This window comes from Roseivivax jejudonensis, assembly GCF_900172265.1.
GTDB lineage: Bacteria > Pseudomonadota > Alphaproteobacteria > Rhodobacterales > Rhodobacteraceae > Roseivivax > Roseivivax jejudonensis.
Window position 1 is genome coordinate 314,389 of record NZ_FWFK01000001.1, and the last position, 16,924, is coordinate 331,312.

A 16,924-nucleotide genomic window follows, 5' to 3' on the forward strand; every position below is an offset into this window, starting at 1 on the left:
ATCTCGCGCGATCGCCGGTCCCGAGCGATTTTCTTCCTTTGCGAAATCTTAATCACGCTGGCGCAGAAAAGAACATCATGGCAACATCGGTCCACGATGAAGGAAAAAGCCATGTACACCGACACCTCCGATCGCATCCTCGGGCCCTCGTTCGACGCCACGCGCCGCTGGGCCCAAGCGCCGGCAGCGCCAGGATTTTCTTGTTTGGGCGGATCCCGCAAGGCCGAGGATCCGCTCGGCGGCACGGTCCCCGGGAAAACCAACCATCGAGGCCGGCGCATCGCATGCGTCACGCGAGGGATGAGGTAGATGCGGCGGTCCGAGCCTGACCTGGTTCTGGCGTTCCCGGACAGCCCCTCCGGAGCGAAGCGACGCTTCGGCAAGGCGAGTTTAGAGGCCTCGATGCTGGACGGGACCTATGCCGATATTCGAACCAAACCCATCGATGAAATGACGCGCGACGACATCATTGGACGGGTTTTCCACGAGCTGAACCAGTTTTTCTACGGACCCACTGTGCTGGAGCTGGTCGGTGGTCCGGATCTGATCACGAAGGGCTTGGATTTCTCGGGAGTGACCCCGTCAACGCCGCGGCCATCGGGCGAGATCAGTTTGGCGGTCCGCGCTGATCGCGCCTCGGGCCAGAGGAAGGTTCGGATCTCCACAATCGTTACACAGCCAAATGTGTCGGCGATATACATGAGCCTCGTCGACCAAATTAAACGAAACCAAAAGAAACGAAAGTCCTCCAAATGACAGACCAAGTCCGCACCCTTGACGACGTCCTTGCATATTACCCGCTTCTCGCCGGCGAAGATGCCGAGGATTTCGAGACGATACGTCAGGCGCTTCTGTTCGAGCTCGCGCCGCGGAGCGGATATGCGCGCATTATCGCCAACAACCTCGTCGAACTGGAATGGGAACGCCGGCAGTATCATCAGATGATCCACGACGTGATCAAACGGAGTGCGAAACGCGCGTTCACTCGATATCTTGCCGATGGGCACGCGGGGGAGATTTCTCAGAAGGTCCTGGAGGATCTCGAGGCCGGCTTTGACGGTCCCGTTGCAGAGCGCCGCAGAACGGAGCTGCGCCTGTCGGAGTACGGAATTGATGTCGGGGAGCTCGTCTGCCAAGCGTGGACGAGTCAAGCAAAGCTGATCGGTGATCTCAAGGCGCAATTGAACGACACAGAGATCCGTCGGCGCAAGCTATGGAAGGATTTCGACAAGCTGCAACCCCAGCGAGCCGACGCGATCGAGGATGCCGAGGTTCTGTGATCCGATGATCCTTAAAACGTCGAAGTGGGCAACGCGACCGAAGGATGATCCCGCCGGCGCAGAGCAGCTGCCGGCGTCCGTCGCGAGGTCGTCTCTGAATGCCTGGCGGCATGGTCTGTCGGTCCCGCCGACCAAAGCCGACAGGGAAGTCGCCGAAATATGCCGGATCCTGTCGGAAGACACTCACCAGCATCACGCATCCGCGTGGCCGTCAGAGACAATCGTCGATCTGGCGCGCGCAGAGGTTCAGGTGCGCCGCGTGTCGCGTCACATCGCCTCGATGACAAAACGGCTCGAGGAGCTGACAGCAACCGATCAGATCGCTCTGAGCGCAAAACGTCGTGGCTATTTCAGGTATATGCGAGACCTTGGCGTCAGCGACGAGATTGCGTTCGACCCGACGCATTGGGTCCACGAGATCCTTAAGATCTCCGGCGACCTGACACTTCTCGACCCCGTCACCGAGATCCTCAAGGATTTGAGGCTCATGCGCCGCTATCGAAGTGAAGCGGAAGCCTGGCGCAGCAAAGCGCTTCAAAACTGGATCGAGGCCGATGCTTAAGCGTCAAGGATCACGAGCCCGCTCGATGGCACAAGTTCGACAAACCGCAAGGATTGTGACCTGCCAAGCGCCGGGGAGGAGATCTCGCTCAATGCGACGATGCATTGCAGCAACGGGAGAGGGCCGACGTCTTGCACGCTCCGCGAGACGAGGAAGTGCTGTCAGGGCGGTCAGACCGAAGAAAACAATTTTCCCGAAACGAAGGAAAATTCCCCTCAGAGTTGCATTGTCTCGTAAAATAAAATGCTTTCAGACACTTAATAAAAATCGACACTCGGCGATCTCTCGATCGCCTCGACCGGCGCCTGGCGCCCAACTTTCGTGTACGTCGCACACCTCACAGCGCGCGCCGTCACCGATCAGATGCGCATATGGTCCAGCGCCGTCTCGATTTGCTATCATTCGGTATTCGAGGAGGTATTTTCACCATGCGTTTTTCTCTCATCATCGCGGCCGTGTTGCTCGCAACCCTGCCCGTTGCCGGATCGGCCCAGGCGTCCTGTTCCGGCACGACTTCGGCGGCCATCACCCAATGCGAGCACACGCGCTGGCAGCGCGCGGATGCCGAACTGAATCGCCTCTGGAGGGAGCTCAAGCCGCGGGCCGATGCGCAGGGCACAGGGCAGGCATTGCTGACTCAGCAGCGTCGATGGCTCCAGCGGCGCGATGCCACGTGCGAGCAGGAGCTCGGGCACGGCGGCAGCCTCGACCGTGCGCTCTACTACGGCTGCATGAAGGACATGACCGTACAGCGGAACGCCGAGTTCCGCGCCATGCTGCGCTGACCACGGCGCGAGCGGATCAGTCGCAAGGAACAGCGAGGTTGGCGCAGCCCCCTCGGCCAGTCGCGCACATGGCGCCTGCTCCGACCTCGCCGGGCGGAGGGACGCCGATGCAATCGAATTGTCCTTAAACCGTCATCAAACGGTTAACGCGCGTGGTAACGTTCCCGCTTGCGCGCCACGGCGATGTGCTTCGTCCCTCCGCTCCGGACGTTGCCCGGGCGCGTGCTGCCCGCGCTCCCGCGCTTTTGACGGAACATCCCGGCGTCGATGACGCCCGCGACAGAACGAGGTTCGCATGTCACTCCTGATCACCGGCATCATCGACGGCCCGCTTACCGGCGGCGTTCCGAAGGCGATCGAGCTCACCGCGCTCGCCGACATTCCCGACCTGTCGATCTACGGCATCGAGTCGGCCAATAACGGAGCGCCGAGCTCGGATCCCGAGTTCGTGTTGCCGTCACAGCCGCTGTCGGCCGGCCAGACGTTCTACATCGCCTCCGAGGTGCCGGGGTTCACGTCGTTCTTCGGCTTCGCGCCAGACGCGACCGGCGGCGCCGCTTCGATCAACGGCGACGACGCCATAGTGCTCTTCGAGAACGGCACGATCGTCGATGTCTTCGGCGAGCTTGGCACCAGTGGCTCGGGCGAGCCTTGGGAATACACCGACGGCTGGGCGTACCGCGCTCCGGGCGCGACGCCGACACCGACCTTCGATCTCGCGGAATGGACCTTCAGCGGACCCGACGCGCTTGATGGGGAAACCTCGAACGGGACGGCGGACTCGCCCTTCCCGGCCGGCAGCTTCGTGGCGGGTGAGCCGGGTTTCTCGATCGCGGCCGAGGATGCCGACAAGGCCGAGGGCGACGCGGGCACCACGCCCTTCACCTTCACCGTCACCCGCCCCATCGACACGGACAGCGCCGCCACAGTCGACTACGCGGTCACGAGCGCGGAGGCCGACGCGGCCGATTTCGGTGGCGCGCTGCCCTCCGGCACGGTGAGTTTCGCCGCGAACAAGACGTCGCGCACGCTCACGGTCGACGTGTCCGGCGATACGGACATGGAGGATGACGAGGCATTCACCGTTTCCCTGTCGAACCCGTCCCGGGGCAGCATCTCGGTGGCGGACGCGACCGGGCGGATCGTAAACGATGACCTGCAGACCACGCTCATCAGCGAGATCCAGGGCAACGCGGCCACCTGGGGCGAGCAGTTCGGCCGCACCGACGCGACACCGCTCTTCGGCGCGAGCGTCTCGGTCACCGCGGTCGTCGTCGGAGACTTCCAGAACGGCGACGGGGACGACGGCCGCAACCTCGGCGGCTTCTACCTGCAGGAAGAGGACGCCGATCAGGACGGCGATCCGACCACCTCCGAAGGCATCTTCGTGTTCGAAGGCTCGGGCCCGACCGCGCTCGATCTCAATGTCGGCGACGTGGTGACGGTGACCGGCGAGGCGACCGAGTTCTTCGGTGAAACGCAGATCCAGCCGACGACGATCGACGTCGTGGATACCGGCGCGCCGCTGCCGACGCCGGCGACGATCTCGTTCCCGATCGCCAACGCGATCACGAACGGCGATGGACAGCTGATCGCGGATCTGGAGGCCTACGAGGGCATGCTGGTCACGCTGGACCAGCAGATGACGGTGGCCGACCTCTTCGAGTACGGCCGCTTCGGAGAAATCGGGCTCTACGCCGATGGCCGGCTCGAGACCTACACGCAGTCGAACGCGCCGGATGTCGACGGCTTTGCCGATTACCTCGACCTCGCGGTGCGCAACACTGTCACGCTGAACGACGGGCTCTCGACGCAAAACCCATTCTCCCTGCCCTATCCCGACGGCGATTACGGCACGGATGACGCGCTGCGCTCGGGCGACACGGTGTCCGACATCCTCGGCGTGGTACGATACTCGCGCAGCGCCGGCGGCAGCGGTGACGAAAACTACCGCATCAATCCGATCGAGCTGCCGACATTCGAGAACACCAATCCGCGCGAAGAGGCGCCGGATGTGGGGGGCTCGCTCAAGGTCGCATCGTTCAACGTGCTCAACTACTTCAACGGCGACGGCCAGGGCGGCGGCTTCCCGACGTCGCGCGGCGCCGATACGATGGCGGAGTTCGAACGCCAACAGGAAAAGCTCGTTGCGGCGATCACCGAACTCGATGCCGACGTCGTGGGCCTGATCGAGATCGAGAACGACGGCTACGGGCCCGACAGCGCGATCCAGAGCCTTGTCGATGCGCTGAACGCCGAAGCGGGCGCGGGAACCTATGCCTTCGTCGATCCCGGCGTGCCGCAGCTGGGCTCCGACGAGATCGCGGTCGGCTTCATCTACAAGCCCGGCGAGGTCGCTCTGGTCGGCGAAACGGCGATCCTCGACAAGTCGGTCGATCCGCGGTTCGACAGCGACAACCAGCGTCCGACGCTGGCGCAGAGCTTCCGGGATCTCGACAGTGGCGGGATCTTCACGAGTGCCGTCAATCACTTCAAGTCCAAGGGCTCGCCGCCAGACGGTCAGCCCGAGGACGACGACCAGCGCGACGGCGCCGGCAATTCGGACGCGCTGCGCACCAACGCGTCCGAGGCGCTGGCCGACTGGCTGGCGACCGACCCGACCGGCGTCGGCGACGAGGACGTACTGATCATCGGCGATCTGAACGCGTACGCCGCCGAGGCTCCGATCAGCGCGCTGCGTGAAGGCGCGGACGACATGCTGGGCACCGATGACGATTTCACCAACCTGGTCGAGGGAGAATATTCCTACGGCTTCCCGGCAGACCTCGCGACCGCCGGTCAGGTGCAAGCCTTCGGTACGCTCGACTACGCACTCGCCTCGCAAAGCCTGAACAGCCAGGTGACCGGGGCAGAGGTCTGGAACATCAACGCGGACGAACCGGCCTTCATCGACTACAACACCGAGTTCAAGCCGCCCAATCCAGACATCTACGCGCCGGATGCCTTCCGGTCGTCGGACCACGATCCGGTCGTTGTCGGCCTCGATCTCGCGCCGGAGGCGCCCGAGACGGTGCTCGCGCGGCTCGAGTTCGAGGAGCGGTTCCTCCGCGATGCCGCGATCTACTCGATCGACGGCGACACGATCTCGACCGACCGCGTGCGGTTCCTCTCGAGCGAGGTGGAGCTCAAGCGCGCCGGGATCACCATCTCGGCCGAGGACGGCACCTTCCTGCCCGAGTTCGTCAATTTCATCGGCGACGGCCTCGGCGTGCGCTCGCTGCGCAGCGACTTCTTCAGCTTCAAGAACTCGGGCGCGCTGAACGGGCGGGAAACGCTGGTGCTCGATCTCGACGAGAAGAACGGCGCCGGCGACGCTTTCGACGTTGCGTTCGACTTCGCCGACAAGCGCGGTTCGGGGCAGCTGGAGCTGGCCTTCTACGACGACGGCGCGCTGGTCGAAGAGGCGCTCATCGACGTGTCGAAACGCGGCGCCTCCTACGATCTTGACGGTGATGCGACCTTCGACCGTGTCGAGATCTCCACGACCGGCTCGCTGGCCGTCAGCTTCGAGGCGTTCGAGTTCGAGCGCATCGACACCGACGATCTTCTGGTCTGACGGCTCTGGCCGGTCCTGAATCAACGCGGCGGCGCCCGACCGGGCGCCGCCGTTATCTATCCAAGTTCTGCGCTCGACCCGGCCAAAGGCCAATTTGCCGAAGCGGACGCGTCGAATATCAGGCCGCGTTGGCCACGCGCGCGCCGGGCTCGGACGAAGCGTCGATCTCCGCGGCCGACGGTGCCGTTTCGCCGGCCAGCGGCTTTTCGAGAAGCTCCATCACCTCTCGGCCGATGCTGCGCTCTTCCTCGGCGCGGATCATCAGGTCCGACACCGCCTCGAAGAGCTCGTCGCGGCGCATACCGATCATCTCAAGCCGGCGGTCGGACAAACGATCGAGCGTCGCGGTGATCGCGGCGATGTCGCGGCGGAAGCGCCAGCTGTCATAGCGCGCCCGCAGACCTGCGGTCTCGCCTGCGTCGTCGGTTTCGGCGGGGGCGCGAAACAGGAAGTTGAGCATCTTTGGTCCTCCTCTGGTGAAACTGGTGATTGGGTCAAACGGCCATCACGGAGACGGCCTCCTCCAGCTGCAGGATCGCGCGTTTCATGTAGAAACCCTGCAGCGCGAGGTGGTTGGCGAAGATCGACCGGTCGCGATCACCGTTCAGGACGATCGCCGGCGCAAGCTGCGATCCCTGGCGCAGGCTCTCCAGCGCCTGGCTCCAGACGGTCGACAGGTTGCGCTCCTCGATCACGCGCTCGAAGTCCTCTCCGAGCGCGGCGAGGATCACGTAGTAGCCGTAGAGCATGCCCTTGTTCTGGTAGAACACGTCGTCGGCGGTGCGGCTGAAGATCCACCAGCCGCTGCGCTGTGCGCGCTCGAGCTGCGCGGTCTGGGAGCCGAGATCGGCCGAGATCCGCGAGAGCGTGCCTGCCAGCGTATCCGCCCGCCGCTCGAACACCGCGTTGCCATCCGACAGCCGAGCGTTGTAGCGCTCCAGCGCCTCGAGGCCCTGGCGATATTGCGTTTCCGACGGCACCGTCGGCAGCAGCGAACTCGACGGCTCCCACACCCAGATGTCGGGCGGAAACTGCAGAAAGCCGGTCGCGCGCTCGAGATCGGGATCCGCGCTCGACGACCCCCGCGTCCGCGCGATCTGGTCCAGCATCTCAAAGCTGAAGCGCCCGACCGCCTTGGTGATGCCGGTCTGGAAGTTGGGCATGTTGTCGAGAACGGCGGAAGGCGCGAGAACCGGGTCGTTCGGCGTCCAGCCGTAGCCGTTCACCTCCCTGTCGATCAGCGCCGCGGCGGTCGCCACGGCCGCACTGCCGTTCTCCGGCACGAGGGTCGCGCGGAACGCGGGGTCATTGTCGATCTCGTGCGTCAGCGGCCCGAACACGCCGTAATTGACCACCGCCCCCAGGATCAGGGCGAGCGCGGTCATTTTCAGCCCCCGTCGCCCGATCTTCGGCAGGCGGCGGGCCTGCGTCCGTGCGGGGCGCGGCGTCGCGGGCACGAGCATGCCGCGAAGGCCGGTTCCTGTCTGTTCGGTCGTGCTCGCCACGGTGTGCTGTCTCCCATCAGGTTCGAGACACAAGACGCGCCACCGCCGCGCTTCATCCGAGAAATCGCGGTCACGAAGTTTTTTTGACCGACCCGGGATGAATCCGCCGGCCCGCACGTATTCTGAGTCAAGCAACTGTGGGGAGAGACATGGACGCACGCGCGAAACTGGAGCGCAGACTGACCGACTACGTGACGAGCCTGCGGCGCTACGCGCTCGTGCTGACGCGCGATGGCGACCGGGCCGAGGATCTGGTGCAGGAGACGCTGACGAAGGCGATCGCCGCGGCCGATAGTTGGCAGCCGGGATCGGATCTTCGCGTCTGGCTGTTCCGGATTCTGCACAACACGCATGTCAGCGAGCGGCGGCGCGCCCGCGTGCGCGAGGATGCGCGCCTTATGCTGCCCGAGGCGGTCGACGAGACCGACCCGACCAAGCGGATCGAATTGCAGCAGGTGCTCGATGCGCTCGAGCAGCTGCCCGAGGCGCAACGCCAGCCCATCGTGCTCGTGGCGCTCAAGGAAATGAGCTATGCCGAGGCCGCGCGTGCGCTCGATGTCCCCCTCGGCACCTTCTACAGCCGGCTTGGCCGGGGCCGCGAGGCCCTGCGCAAGATCGTCGGCGGAATGAAATCGACAAAGCTGCGGCTTGTCGTTTGAGGAGAGGTCGCATGACACTGACCGAACGGACCGACATCAACGCCTATCTCGACGGGGAGCTCGGCCCCGACGAAGCCGCCGAGATCGAGGCGAAGCTGGCCGAGGACGAGGAGGCCCGCGCCCGGCTCGAGGCGTACGCCCGCCAGAAGGACCAGTTGGGCGCGGCGCTCGCCGGACTGGGCGAGGGCGCGCCCTCCACCCTCAAGACCGCACGGCTCCAGAAACGCCTGGCCGCCGCGCTTGCCCGCCGGACGGCGCCGCGCCGCGTCGTGTTTGGCGGGCCGTGGCTGCGCGGCGGCGCGCAGATCGCGGCGGCTTGCGCGCTCGTGGCGTTCGGCTGGTGGGGCCACGCCTCCTATGCACCGACGGCGCCGAACGTGCCGGAATACGTGTCCGAGGCGTTCGGGGCGCACACCGTCTTTGCCGAGGATGTGGTGCGGCCGGCCGAGTTCACCGGAGGCGCCGTCGACGGCGCGGCAGAGTGGTTCTCGTCCAAGATCGGGGTTCCGGTCTCCGCCCCGGATCTCGCCTCGCTCGACCTGCAGCTCGTCGGCGCGCGGCTCCTGGGCACCAAGGAGGGACCGTTGGCGCAGTTCATCTACGAGGACACTGACGGCGGGCGCTATTCGCTGACGCTCGCGAAGCATCCCGAGGATCGCCCGCTCGCGCCGCTCAAGGTCGTCGACTATCCCGACCGCGCCGTCGGCTACTGGAGCACGCCCAACATCGACTTCGCCCTCATCGGCAAGAAGGACGGCCAGGCGATCCAGACAATCGCCACCAATCTTGCGGAGCGGATCTGAGCCCGATCGCTTCTCTCCTTCGTCCAGACCCGGCCCCGCGAGACGACCGCCCGACACGTTCGGGCGGTCACTTTTTTCGGGTCACGGATGAAACCGCCCGGCGGGGCGTATTCACCACATGAACGCGGCGCCGACCGACCCGACCGGTGCCGCCCCAGAACAAGGAGGAGGATACGGATGACCAAGCTTTCGTTCACCCAGATCCGCGCGCTCTACGCCGCTCTTGCCGTCGGCATCGGGGCGCTCGTTCTGCCCTTCGTCGTGACCTTCACACCCGACAAGGCGATCGCCGCGCATCTCGTCGGCCTCGTGATCGCCGGCCTCGCAGCCAAGGCGCTATGGCGGCCCGACGCCAGCGACGGAATCCTGCTGGCCGGCGCAGGGGCGCTGGCGATCGTGATCCCGGTCTTCGCGCTTCAGGTGCCGGCCGGCGCGACATGGACGCTGCCCGCGCTCGGCGCCATCGCCTTCGCGATCGGCCTGCACCACGTCGCCCGACGGGATGAGCGCGATCCCACGCCACCCTCGACCCGGGTCGGGACCGACGCGGAAGCCTGAGACTTGCCTGCCAGGCGGAGCGTTTTCGCCCCTTGCCCCTCGCTGCTCCGCCACTTCGGGGCCGGTCCTGGACCGGCCCCTTTTTTCTGGCCGATGCCCGGATGAAGCGGTCGCTTCGCGCGTATTTTAATCAAGTGCTTCGCGCGGGCCGAGAGGTCTGCGACGGCACCCGGTCCGCCGATGCGGGCCACAGGGTCCGGGCCCCTCTGGCAACCGCGTGGCAGCAGGTTGCGATGTCGGACCCCTGATCAGCGCCATGCGACGCTGCCACAGGAGGTCCAATGAACGCCCGTCACGACTTTCAGCCGTGCGACCTTTCCCCGACGCCGCCGGAGACGGTGCGCGAAACGAAGCACACCAGCCGCACCGACGGGCCGAGGGCCGCCCTTCGCGCCCCGGGCCGCGTGCGCAGCGCCCTCGTGACGGGTGGTACGCTCGCCGCGCTCTGGGCGGGGCTGCACTGGGACGACCCGCAAAGCTGGGTCATCGGCGCCCCGACCGTGCTTCTCGGCGCCGGCGCCGCGGCGCTCGTGCCGCCGAGTACGCCCCCGCGTCTCTCTCTGCGCGGCGCGCTGGGCTTCGCGGCATTCGCGGCGGTCGGCGTGATGCGCGGGGCAATCGACGTGAGCCTGCGTGCGCTTCGCCCGCACACGTTGCGTCCCGGGCGCCTCGTCTGGCGCACCTACCTGCCCCCCGGACGCCCGCGACGGCTCTTCGCGCTCACCATCACCCTTCTGCCCGGCACGCTGACCGCGCGGCTCGACGGCGACACGCTGATCGTCCACGCGCTCGATCGCGGTGCCGGGACGCGCGCCGATCTCGGCGCGCTCGAGGCGCGGGTCGCCGCGCTGTTCAAGACGACGAAACCGGAGACTTGGCCATGATCCTCGAGGTCCTACCGTTCCTGTCGCTTCTTGCGACGCTGGCCAGCCTGCCCCGGCTCCTGCTGGGGCCTGGCGCCGCGGACCGCATCGTCGCGGCGCAGCTCGCCGGGACGGGCGCCGTCGCGACGCTCATCCTTCTGGGCGCGGCAACGGCGACACCACCGCTCTACGACGTCGCCCTCGTCTTCGCCGCGCTCGCCGCGGTGACGGGTCTCGCGTTCGTCGCGCTCTCGGGGCGCGCGCGATGAGTGCTGCGCTGTTTGGACTCGGGCTCGTACTGATGAGCCTCGGGATCGTGTTCCTGTTCGTTGCGGCGCTGGGGCTCTGGCGGCTGCCTGACCTGCTGTCGCGCCTGCACGTTCTGACCAAGGCCGACACCGCGGGGCTGGCGCTCGTCGCTCTCGGCGCGGCCTGCGTTTCGGGGTCGCTCGCGGCGCTTCTGCCGCTGCTGCTGTGCGTCGTCCTGGTTGCGATCTCCGGGGCCACGATCGGGCACCTGGTCGCGCGCTCCGTCACGCGGCGGGAGACAGCGCCATGATCGCCTTCGACATCGTCCTGACGCTCGGCCTCCTCGCCTGCGCCGCTATGGCCCTGACGCTTCGCGACCGCACCGCGTCGATCGCAGCCTTCGTGGTCGCCGGGCTTCTCATCGCGCTGTCCTGGGTCCGGCTGGCCGCGCCCGACGTGGCGCTCGCCGAAGCCGCGATCGGCGCCGGCGTGACAGGTGCGTTGTTCCTGCGCAGCGCGCGCCGGATCGGGCCGATCACCGGCGGGCCCGTCGGTGGCATGAGCGCCTCGATCGCAGCGGCGCTCGGGGCCGGAGGCCTCTCTGCCGCGTTGTTCTGGGCCTTTGCCGGCACGTCGGGCCCGGTGCCCTACCCGCCGCTCGTCGCCGCGAACCTCGAGGCGAGCGGCGTCACCAACCCTGTCACGGCGGTTCTGCTAAACTTCCGCGCATGGGACACGCTGCTCGAGATCGCGGTTCTCGCGGTCGCGCTCGCCCTCGTCGTCATGCTCGGCCCCGCGCCCGTCGTGCCACGCGCGCTCGGCGAACTCGTCCTGCCCTTCGCGCGGATCGTCGTGCCGCTGGCGATCCTCGTCGCCGGGCACCTGCTCTGGCAGGGGGCAACGGCGCCCGGCGGCGCGTTCCAGGCGGGCGCCGTTCTCGCCGGCGGCATGCTGGCTCTCGTTCTGGCCGGGATCGGACCCGCGGGAGAGCGTATCGTGCGCGGCGCGCTCCTTCTCGGGCTGGCCGGGCTCGCCGTGTTCGTCGGTGCGGCGCTCGCCGCCGAAGGCCTGACGGGCCGGTTCCTCGGCTACCCGGCGGGCGCCGAAAAGGCCTGGATCATCGCCATCGAGGCATCGCTTACGCTGTCGATCGCGGCGACGCTGTGCCTGCTGTTCACCGGACCGGTGCGGAGACCTCACCAATGACGACCGACCTTGTCTATCATGTCGCCGGCGCCGGGCTGACCGGTCTTGCGCTCTGGCGCCTGGCCACCTGCCGTGACGCGCTTCGGCGGATCATGGCGCTCAACGTGCTCGCCATCGGCATCGCGATGGTGCTGCTCGCCTCGGGCTTCGATGCCGCGACCGGCCGCACGGACCCGGTGCCGCAAGCATTCGCTTTGACCGGTATCGTCGTGCTGGTGTCGGTCACGGCCGCGCTCCTTGCGCTGGCCGAGCGGATCGGAGGACGCTCGAATGACTGAGGCGTCGCTGATCGTGTCGCTGCCGCTCCTCGCCGCCGTCGTCACTGCGGCATCCGCACGGGTGGCGCGGCCCGTGGGCCTGATCGCCACGGCGGCCAACGCGGCGCTGGCGATCCTGCTCGCCCGCCGCGTGCTGGCGGAGGGCGCGCAGGTCACGCATCTCGGCGGGTGGGAGGCACCCCTCGGTATCGCGTTCGAAACGGACGGTCTGGCGGCGGTGATGATCCTGATGGCAGCGATCGTCGGCGTCGCCGTGGCCGTGCAGGCGAGCGATGACCGGACACCGCGTTCCGCCACCGATCCGGGAGCGTTCTGGCCGCTCTGGCTGGCCACCCTCGGCGCGATGAACGCGCTGTTTCTGTCGGCGGACCTGTTCAACCTCTACGTGACCTTCGAGATCCTCGGCCTCGCAGCCGTCGGCCTGACCGCGCTTACGGGCACGCGCCGCGCGCTCCGGGCGGCCTTCGATTACCTGAGCGCCGGACTTGCGGGCAGCTTGCTCCTGCTGCTGGGCGTGGCGCTGGCCTATGCCGCCGCCGGACAGGTCGACCTAAGCGTCGTGCCCGCACTGACCGAAAGCGCCCAAGGCCGCATCTCTCTCGCGCTCATCTTTGCCGGACTGGCGGTGAAGGCGGCGCTCTTTCCGCTGCATTTCTGGATGCCGGCGGCACATTCGAGCGCCGCGCCCGTCGCCAGCGCGCTGCTGTCGGCGCTGGTCGTGAAGGCCGCGATCTACGTCGCCCTGCGGCTGTCGCTCGATGGTGGCATCGGGGCCGAACCTTTGCGCGTGGCGATGGCCGCCGCCGGCGCCGGGGCGATGCTCTGGGGGTCGTGGCACGCGCTGCGGGCCGACCGGCTGAAGCTTCTGGTCGCGCACTCGACGGTCGCCCAGGTCGGTCTCATCTCTCTCGCTCTCGGCGTCGCGCCCGGCGCGGCCGACAGCACCCTGTGGCACGCGGCGGTTCTTCTGATGCTCAGCCACGCCTTCGCCAAGGCCGCGATGTTCCTCGCCGTGGGACGCATCGCCGAAGAACTCGGCCACGACCGCATCTCGGGCCTCAACCGCGAAGAGCTGCGCCCGGGCGCGGCCGAGTTCGCCTTCGCGGTCGCCGCAGTGAGCCTGATCGGATTGCCGCCCACCGCCGGGTTCGTCGGCAAGTGGGTCCTGATCGAGGGGCTGATCGACCGCGACGCCTGGATCTGGGTCGCGCTCGTCTTCGCGGGGACGGTCCTGTCCGCCGCGTATCTCAGCCGCGTCGTGTCGCGCTGCCTTCGCGGCGGCCCGCATGTCGCACCCGGCGCGCGCCGCCCGCAATGGCGCGCCGGAGACGTGGCCGCGCTCGGGCTCGCCGTCTCGGCGCTGCTTCTCGGTCTCGGCTCCGCCCTACCGTTCGCGCTTCTGGAGATCACCGTCACATGAGCGACCTTCTGCCCCTCGCCATCCTGCTGACCTCGCTCGGCGTGGCGCCCGTGATCCTCGCGCTGCCCGATCACTGGAGCCGCCTGCGCACGGCGCTCAACCTCGGCGCGGCGACGATCAAGGTCGCGCTCGTCGCGTGGCTGTCGATGGCCGTCGCCAGCGGCGCCGATTTCGGCGTCGGCATCGCGATCGCGCCCGGCCTTTCGCTCGAACTGCAGGCCGATGCGCTCTCGGTCCTCTTTCTCGCGCTGTCGTCGGTCCTGTGGCTTCTGACGACGATCTACGCCGTGGGCTATTTGGAGGGTGGGACGGACCGCAGCCGGTTCTTCGGGTTCTTCAGCCTCTGCGTCGCCTCGACCGTGGGCATCGCCATGGCCGGCAACCTCTTTACCTTCCTCGTCTTCTTCGAACTTCTGACGCTCGCGACATGGCCGCTGGTCGTGCATCGCGGCTCGGCCGAGGCCCACCGCGCCGGGCGGATCTACCTGATCTATACGCTGGGCGGCGGGCTCGCGCTCACGCTCGGGACGATCTGGCTCTATGCGCTTGCGGGCGACGTGCCCTTCACGCCGCGCGGCGTTCTCGGCGATCTGCCCGAGACGCATCGCGCGAGCGTCACGGCGATCTTCGTGCTGCTGATCGCGGGCGTGGGCGTTAAAGCGGCGCTCGTGCCGCTCCACGGCTGGCTGCCCGTGTCGATGGTCGCACCCGCACCGGTCAGCGCGCTTCTCCACGCGGTCGCGGTGGTCAAGTCCGGCGCCTACGGGATCATGCGGATCGTCTACGACGTTTACGGGGTCGATACGGTGCAGGCGCTCGGCCTCGCCCTGCCACTCGCGGCGCTGGCCGCGCTCACGATCCTCTGGGGCTCGATCCGGGCATTGCGCCAGGACGACCTGAAGAAGCGTCTCGCCTATTCGACGGTCAGCCAGGTCAGCTACATCACTCTGGGTGTTGCGCTGATTTCGCCGCTTGCGGCGATCGGCGGGCTCGCCCACCTGATCCACCAGGGTATCATGAAGATCACGCTCTTTCTCGCCGCCGGCAATTTCGCCGAAGCGCGCGGGGTCAAGACGGTGAGCGCAATGGACGGGATGGGGCGGCTCATGCCCGGCACGACGCTGGCCTTCACCATCGGCGCGCTCGGCATGATCGGCATTCCGCCGCTCGCGGGCTTCGTCAGCAAATGGTACCTGGGCGCGGGCGGCCTCGACGTGGGCCAGCCCGCGGTGATCGCGCTCCTGGCCGGGTCGAGCCTGCTGAACGCCGCCTACTTCCTGCCGATCCTGCAACGTGCGTGGTTCCGACCGCCGCCCGAGGACGTCGTTCCGAAGCGCGGCATCGGCTGGATGCTCGTCGCGCCTCCCGCCGTCACCGCCGCCCTCGTCGTCGCGGCGGGTCTTCTGGCCAACGCGCCGTTCAGCCCGCTCGGCTGGACCCGCTTCATCGTCTCGCTGGAGTATCTATGATCGCCGTTCCGATCTGGCTCGTTCCCGCCGTTCCGCTCGCCCTTCTCGTCGCGTTCTGCGTTCCGGTGCTGCGCCCCGGGGTGCGATCGCTTGTGCCGATCGCACCTCTCGCCGGGCTGCTCGCCGCGCTCGCCGATCCGGTGCCGGCGCCGGCGCGCATCGACTGGCTGATGCTCGGCACCGAGTTCGCAATGACCGATCTCGGCCGCCCGTTCGTCGCCTTCACCGCCGCGCTCTGGTCCCTCGCGGGATGGCAGGCGCTCCGACTGCTGCGCGACGACCCCGCGCGCGATCGGTTCTTCGCCTGCATGCTGATGGCCATGGCGGGCAATCTCGGTCTGCTCGTGGCACAGGACATCGCATCGTTCTACGCGTTCTTCGCGGCCATGAGCCTGTCGTCGTGGGGGCTCGTCCTGCACGGCATGGGTGCGGCGCAACGCTTCGCGGGACGGGTCTATATCGGCTTCGCGATCGCCGGTGAGGTGGTCCTGTTCGCCGGGCTGTCGCTCGCGTCCTTCGCGACGGGCGACACGCGGCTGGCCGCGACGGCCGGCCCGGAAGTGCCGGCCCTCGCCACGGCGCTCATGGCGGCCGGGCTCCTCGTGAAGCTCGGCGCGGTCCCTTTGCACCTTTGGTTGCCGCTGGCGCATGCCGCCGCGCCCGCGCCGGCCAGCGCCGTGCTGTCTGGCGCGATGCTCAAGGCCGGTCTCTTCGGTCTGATGACCATTCTGCCGCTCGGAACCGAGGCCGAGCCCGGCGCGGCGGCGACACTCGCCGCGATTGCGCTGGCCGGGCTCATCCTCGCGCCGTGCCTCGGCCTTCTGCACGGTGATCCGAAGGCAGTGCTGGCCTATTCGAGCGTCGGGCAGATGAGCCTGATGGCGCTCGGCCTCGCGGCCGCGCTGGCGGCGCCCGCGGCGTGGCCGGCGATCGCCCCCGCACTCGTGCTCCTCGCGGCCCATCATGCCTTTGCCAAGGCGGCATTGTTCCTTGGCGTGCCGACGATCTGGGCGACCGCGCGCGGCCCGGCACGCTCGGCGGTGCTGGTCCTTCTCGCCCTGCCCGCCCTCGCGCTCGCGGGGATGCCGGCGACCAGCGGAGCGACGGCCAAGGCCGCGCTCAAGACCGGGCTCGACGGCGCAGCCGATGGCTGGCTGGTCTGGCTCGAACCAGCGCTCTTCGCGGCAAGCCTCGGCACCGCGCTCCTGATGATCCGGGCGCTCATTCTCCTCGCTGGGGCCGCGCCGAAGCCCGACGTCGCCGCGGACGTGTCGCTGCCATGGCTCGCCATGTCCGGTCTCGTCGTCGCGGGACCGTGGCTCGTGCCGGACCCACCGGTCACCGACGCAGCGGCCGGACTCTCGGATCTCGCGCCCATCGTTGTTGCCGTGGCGCTGGCGGTCGGCGTCGCCGTCGTGCTTCGCGGGGCGAGGCTCAGCGTGGCCACCATGCCGCCGGGAGAGGTTCTGAGCCTCGTCGCGCGACGCCCGGAGCCCGAACCCGTCCTGGCCCTTTCCGCACCGGTGCGGCGCGGCCACGCGCTCGTGGTGAGACGGAGCCGGCCCTTGACGCCACGCCCCGAGCGCGGGGCGCTCGCGATCCTCTTCGTCGCGGCGGCGCTGGCCTTCGCGATGGCGGTGACCGGTCCGGAAACGACGCACGAGCCCGAGACCCCGATGAGCGACACGCTGTAGACCCGGGTCGCGACCG

At 67.9% G+C, this 16,924-nt stretch carries 18 protein-coding genes; 16 read left to right on the forward strand and 2 right to left on the reverse strand.

Features of this window, described 5'->3' with window-relative positions; all coding sequences use genetic code 11:
• The first annotated feature begins 309 nt into the window (after positions 1-309).
• From ROJ8625_RS01520 to ROJ8625_RS01540, 5 genes are all read left to right on the forward strand, one after another.
• On the forward strand, positions 310-756 hold the full coding sequence (locus ROJ8625_RS01520) for a hypothetical protein (protein ID WP_085790083.1): 447 nt from the start codon (positions 310-312) through the stop codon (positions 754-756).
• Positions 753-1,280: a hypothetical protein gene (locus ROJ8625_RS01525; RefSeq protein WP_085790084.1), complete on the forward strand. Its 528-nt coding sequence runs from the start codon at positions 753-755 to the stop codon at positions 1,278-1,280. Before ROJ8625_RS01520 ends, ROJ8625_RS01525 begins: the two co-directional genes overlap by 4 nt.
• A gap of 4 nt (positions 1,281-1,284) precedes the next feature.
• Positions 1,285-1,842 carry a hypothetical protein gene (locus tag ROJ8625_RS01530; RefSeq protein WP_085790085.1) on the forward strand — a complete coding sequence of 186 codons (558 nt, stop codon included), beginning with the start codon at positions 1,285-1,287 and terminating at the stop codon, positions 1,840-1,842.
• A gap of 428 nt (positions 1,843-2,270) precedes the next feature.
• A complete protein-coding gene (locus tag ROJ8625_RS01535; RefSeq protein WP_159456692.1) occupies positions 2,271-2,627 on the forward strand; it encodes a lysozyme inhibitor LprI family protein in 357 nt (118 codons plus the stop codon).
• A gap of 295 nt (positions 2,628-2,922) precedes the next feature.
• Entirely contained in the window at positions 2,923-6,204 is a 3,282-nt protein-coding gene (locus ROJ8625_RS01540; protein WP_085790087.1) for an ExeM/NucH family extracellular endonuclease, read from the forward strand.
• Positions 6,205-6,322: 118 nt separating this feature from the next.
• Here the strand turns inward: ROJ8625_RS01540 and ROJ8625_RS01545 are convergent, their stop codons facing one another.
• Both ROJ8625_RS01545 and ROJ8625_RS01550 read right to left on the reverse strand, forming a co-directional pair.
• On the reverse strand, positions 6,323-6,664 hold the full coding sequence (locus tag ROJ8625_RS01545) for a hypothetical protein (protein ID WP_085790088.1): 342 nt from the start codon (positions 6,662-6,664) through the stop codon (positions 6,323-6,325).
• 34 nt (positions 6,665-6,698) lie between these two features.
• Positions 6,699-7,589, reverse strand: coding sequence for a DUF2333 family protein (locus ROJ8625_RS01550; protein WP_234984134.1), 891 nt, complete (start codon positions 7,587-7,589; stop codon positions 6,699-6,701).
• 269 nt (positions 7,590-7,858) lie between these two features.
• Here ROJ8625_RS01550 and ROJ8625_RS01555 point away from each other — a divergent pair, with 269 nt between their 5' ends.
• The 11 genes from ROJ8625_RS01555 (at position 7,859) to ROJ8625_RS01605 (ending at position 16,908) form a co-directional block, all read left to right on the forward strand.
• A complete protein-coding gene (locus ROJ8625_RS01555; RefSeq protein WP_085790090.1) occupies positions 7,859-8,368 on the forward strand; it encodes a sigma-70 family RNA polymerase sigma factor in 510 nt (169 codons plus the stop codon).
• An 11-nt stretch (positions 8,369-8,379) separates the two neighbouring features.
• The gene (locus ROJ8625_RS01560; protein WP_085790091.1) at positions 8,380-9,171 is read left to right on the forward strand and encodes an anti-sigma factor family protein; all 792 of its coding nucleotides are present in this window, start codon (positions 8,380-8,382) and stop codon (positions 9,169-9,171) included.
• 177 nt (positions 9,172-9,348) lie between these two features.
• Entirely contained in the window at positions 9,349-9,729 is a 381-nt protein-coding gene (locus ROJ8625_RS01565) for a hypothetical protein (protein WP_085790092.1), read from the forward strand.
• Positions 9,730-10,010: 281 nt separating this feature from the next.
• Positions 10,011-10,613 carry a Na+/H+ antiporter subunit E gene (locus ROJ8625_RS01570; protein ID WP_085790093.1) on the forward strand — a complete coding sequence of 201 codons (603 nt, stop codon included), beginning with the start codon at positions 10,011-10,013 and terminating at the stop codon, positions 10,611-10,613.
• Entirely contained in the window at positions 10,610-10,861 is a 252-nt protein-coding gene (locus tag ROJ8625_RS01575) for a monovalent cation/H+ antiporter complex subunit F (protein ID WP_085790094.1), read from the forward strand. The genes ROJ8625_RS01570 and ROJ8625_RS01575 overlap by 4 nt, the downstream gene beginning before the upstream one ends.
• Positions 10,858-11,151, forward strand: coding sequence for a cation:proton antiporter (locus ROJ8625_RS01580; protein ID WP_085790095.1), 294 nt, complete (start codon positions 10,858-10,860; stop codon positions 11,149-11,151). Before ROJ8625_RS01575 ends, ROJ8625_RS01580 begins: the two co-directional genes overlap by 4 nt.
• Positions 11,148-12,047 carry a hydrogenase subunit MbhD domain-containing protein gene (locus ROJ8625_RS01585; RefSeq protein ID WP_085790096.1) on the forward strand — a complete coding sequence of 300 codons (900 nt, stop codon included), beginning with the start codon at positions 11,148-11,150 and terminating at the stop codon, positions 12,045-12,047. Before ROJ8625_RS01580 ends, ROJ8625_RS01585 begins: the two co-directional genes overlap by 4 nt.
• A complete protein-coding gene (locus ROJ8625_RS01590; protein ID WP_085790097.1) occupies positions 12,044-12,325 on the forward strand; it encodes an NADH-quinone oxidoreductase subunit K in 282 nt (93 codons plus the stop codon). Before ROJ8625_RS01585 ends, ROJ8625_RS01590 begins: the two co-directional genes overlap by 4 nt.
• Positions 12,318-13,745 (forward strand): complex I subunit 5 family protein, encoded by a 1,428-nt coding sequence (locus ROJ8625_RS01595; RefSeq protein ID WP_085790098.1) that lies wholly within the window; start codon positions 12,318-12,320, stop codon positions 13,743-13,745. Before ROJ8625_RS01590 ends, ROJ8625_RS01595 begins: the two co-directional genes overlap by 8 nt.
• Positions 13,742-15,214 carry a complex I subunit 5 family protein gene (locus tag ROJ8625_RS01600; RefSeq protein WP_085790099.1) on the forward strand — a complete coding sequence of 491 codons (1,473 nt, stop codon included), beginning with the start codon at positions 13,742-13,744 and terminating at the stop codon, positions 15,212-15,214. Before ROJ8625_RS01595 ends, ROJ8625_RS01600 begins: the two co-directional genes overlap by 4 nt.
• Positions 15,211-16,908, forward strand: a complete 1,698-nt coding sequence (locus tag ROJ8625_RS01605) for a proton-conducting transporter transmembrane domain-containing protein (protein ID WP_085790100.1) — start codon at positions 15,211-15,213, stop codon at positions 16,906-16,908. The genes ROJ8625_RS01600 and ROJ8625_RS01605 overlap by 4 nt, the downstream gene beginning before the upstream one ends.
• Positions 16,909-16,924 lie beyond the last annotated feature (16 nt).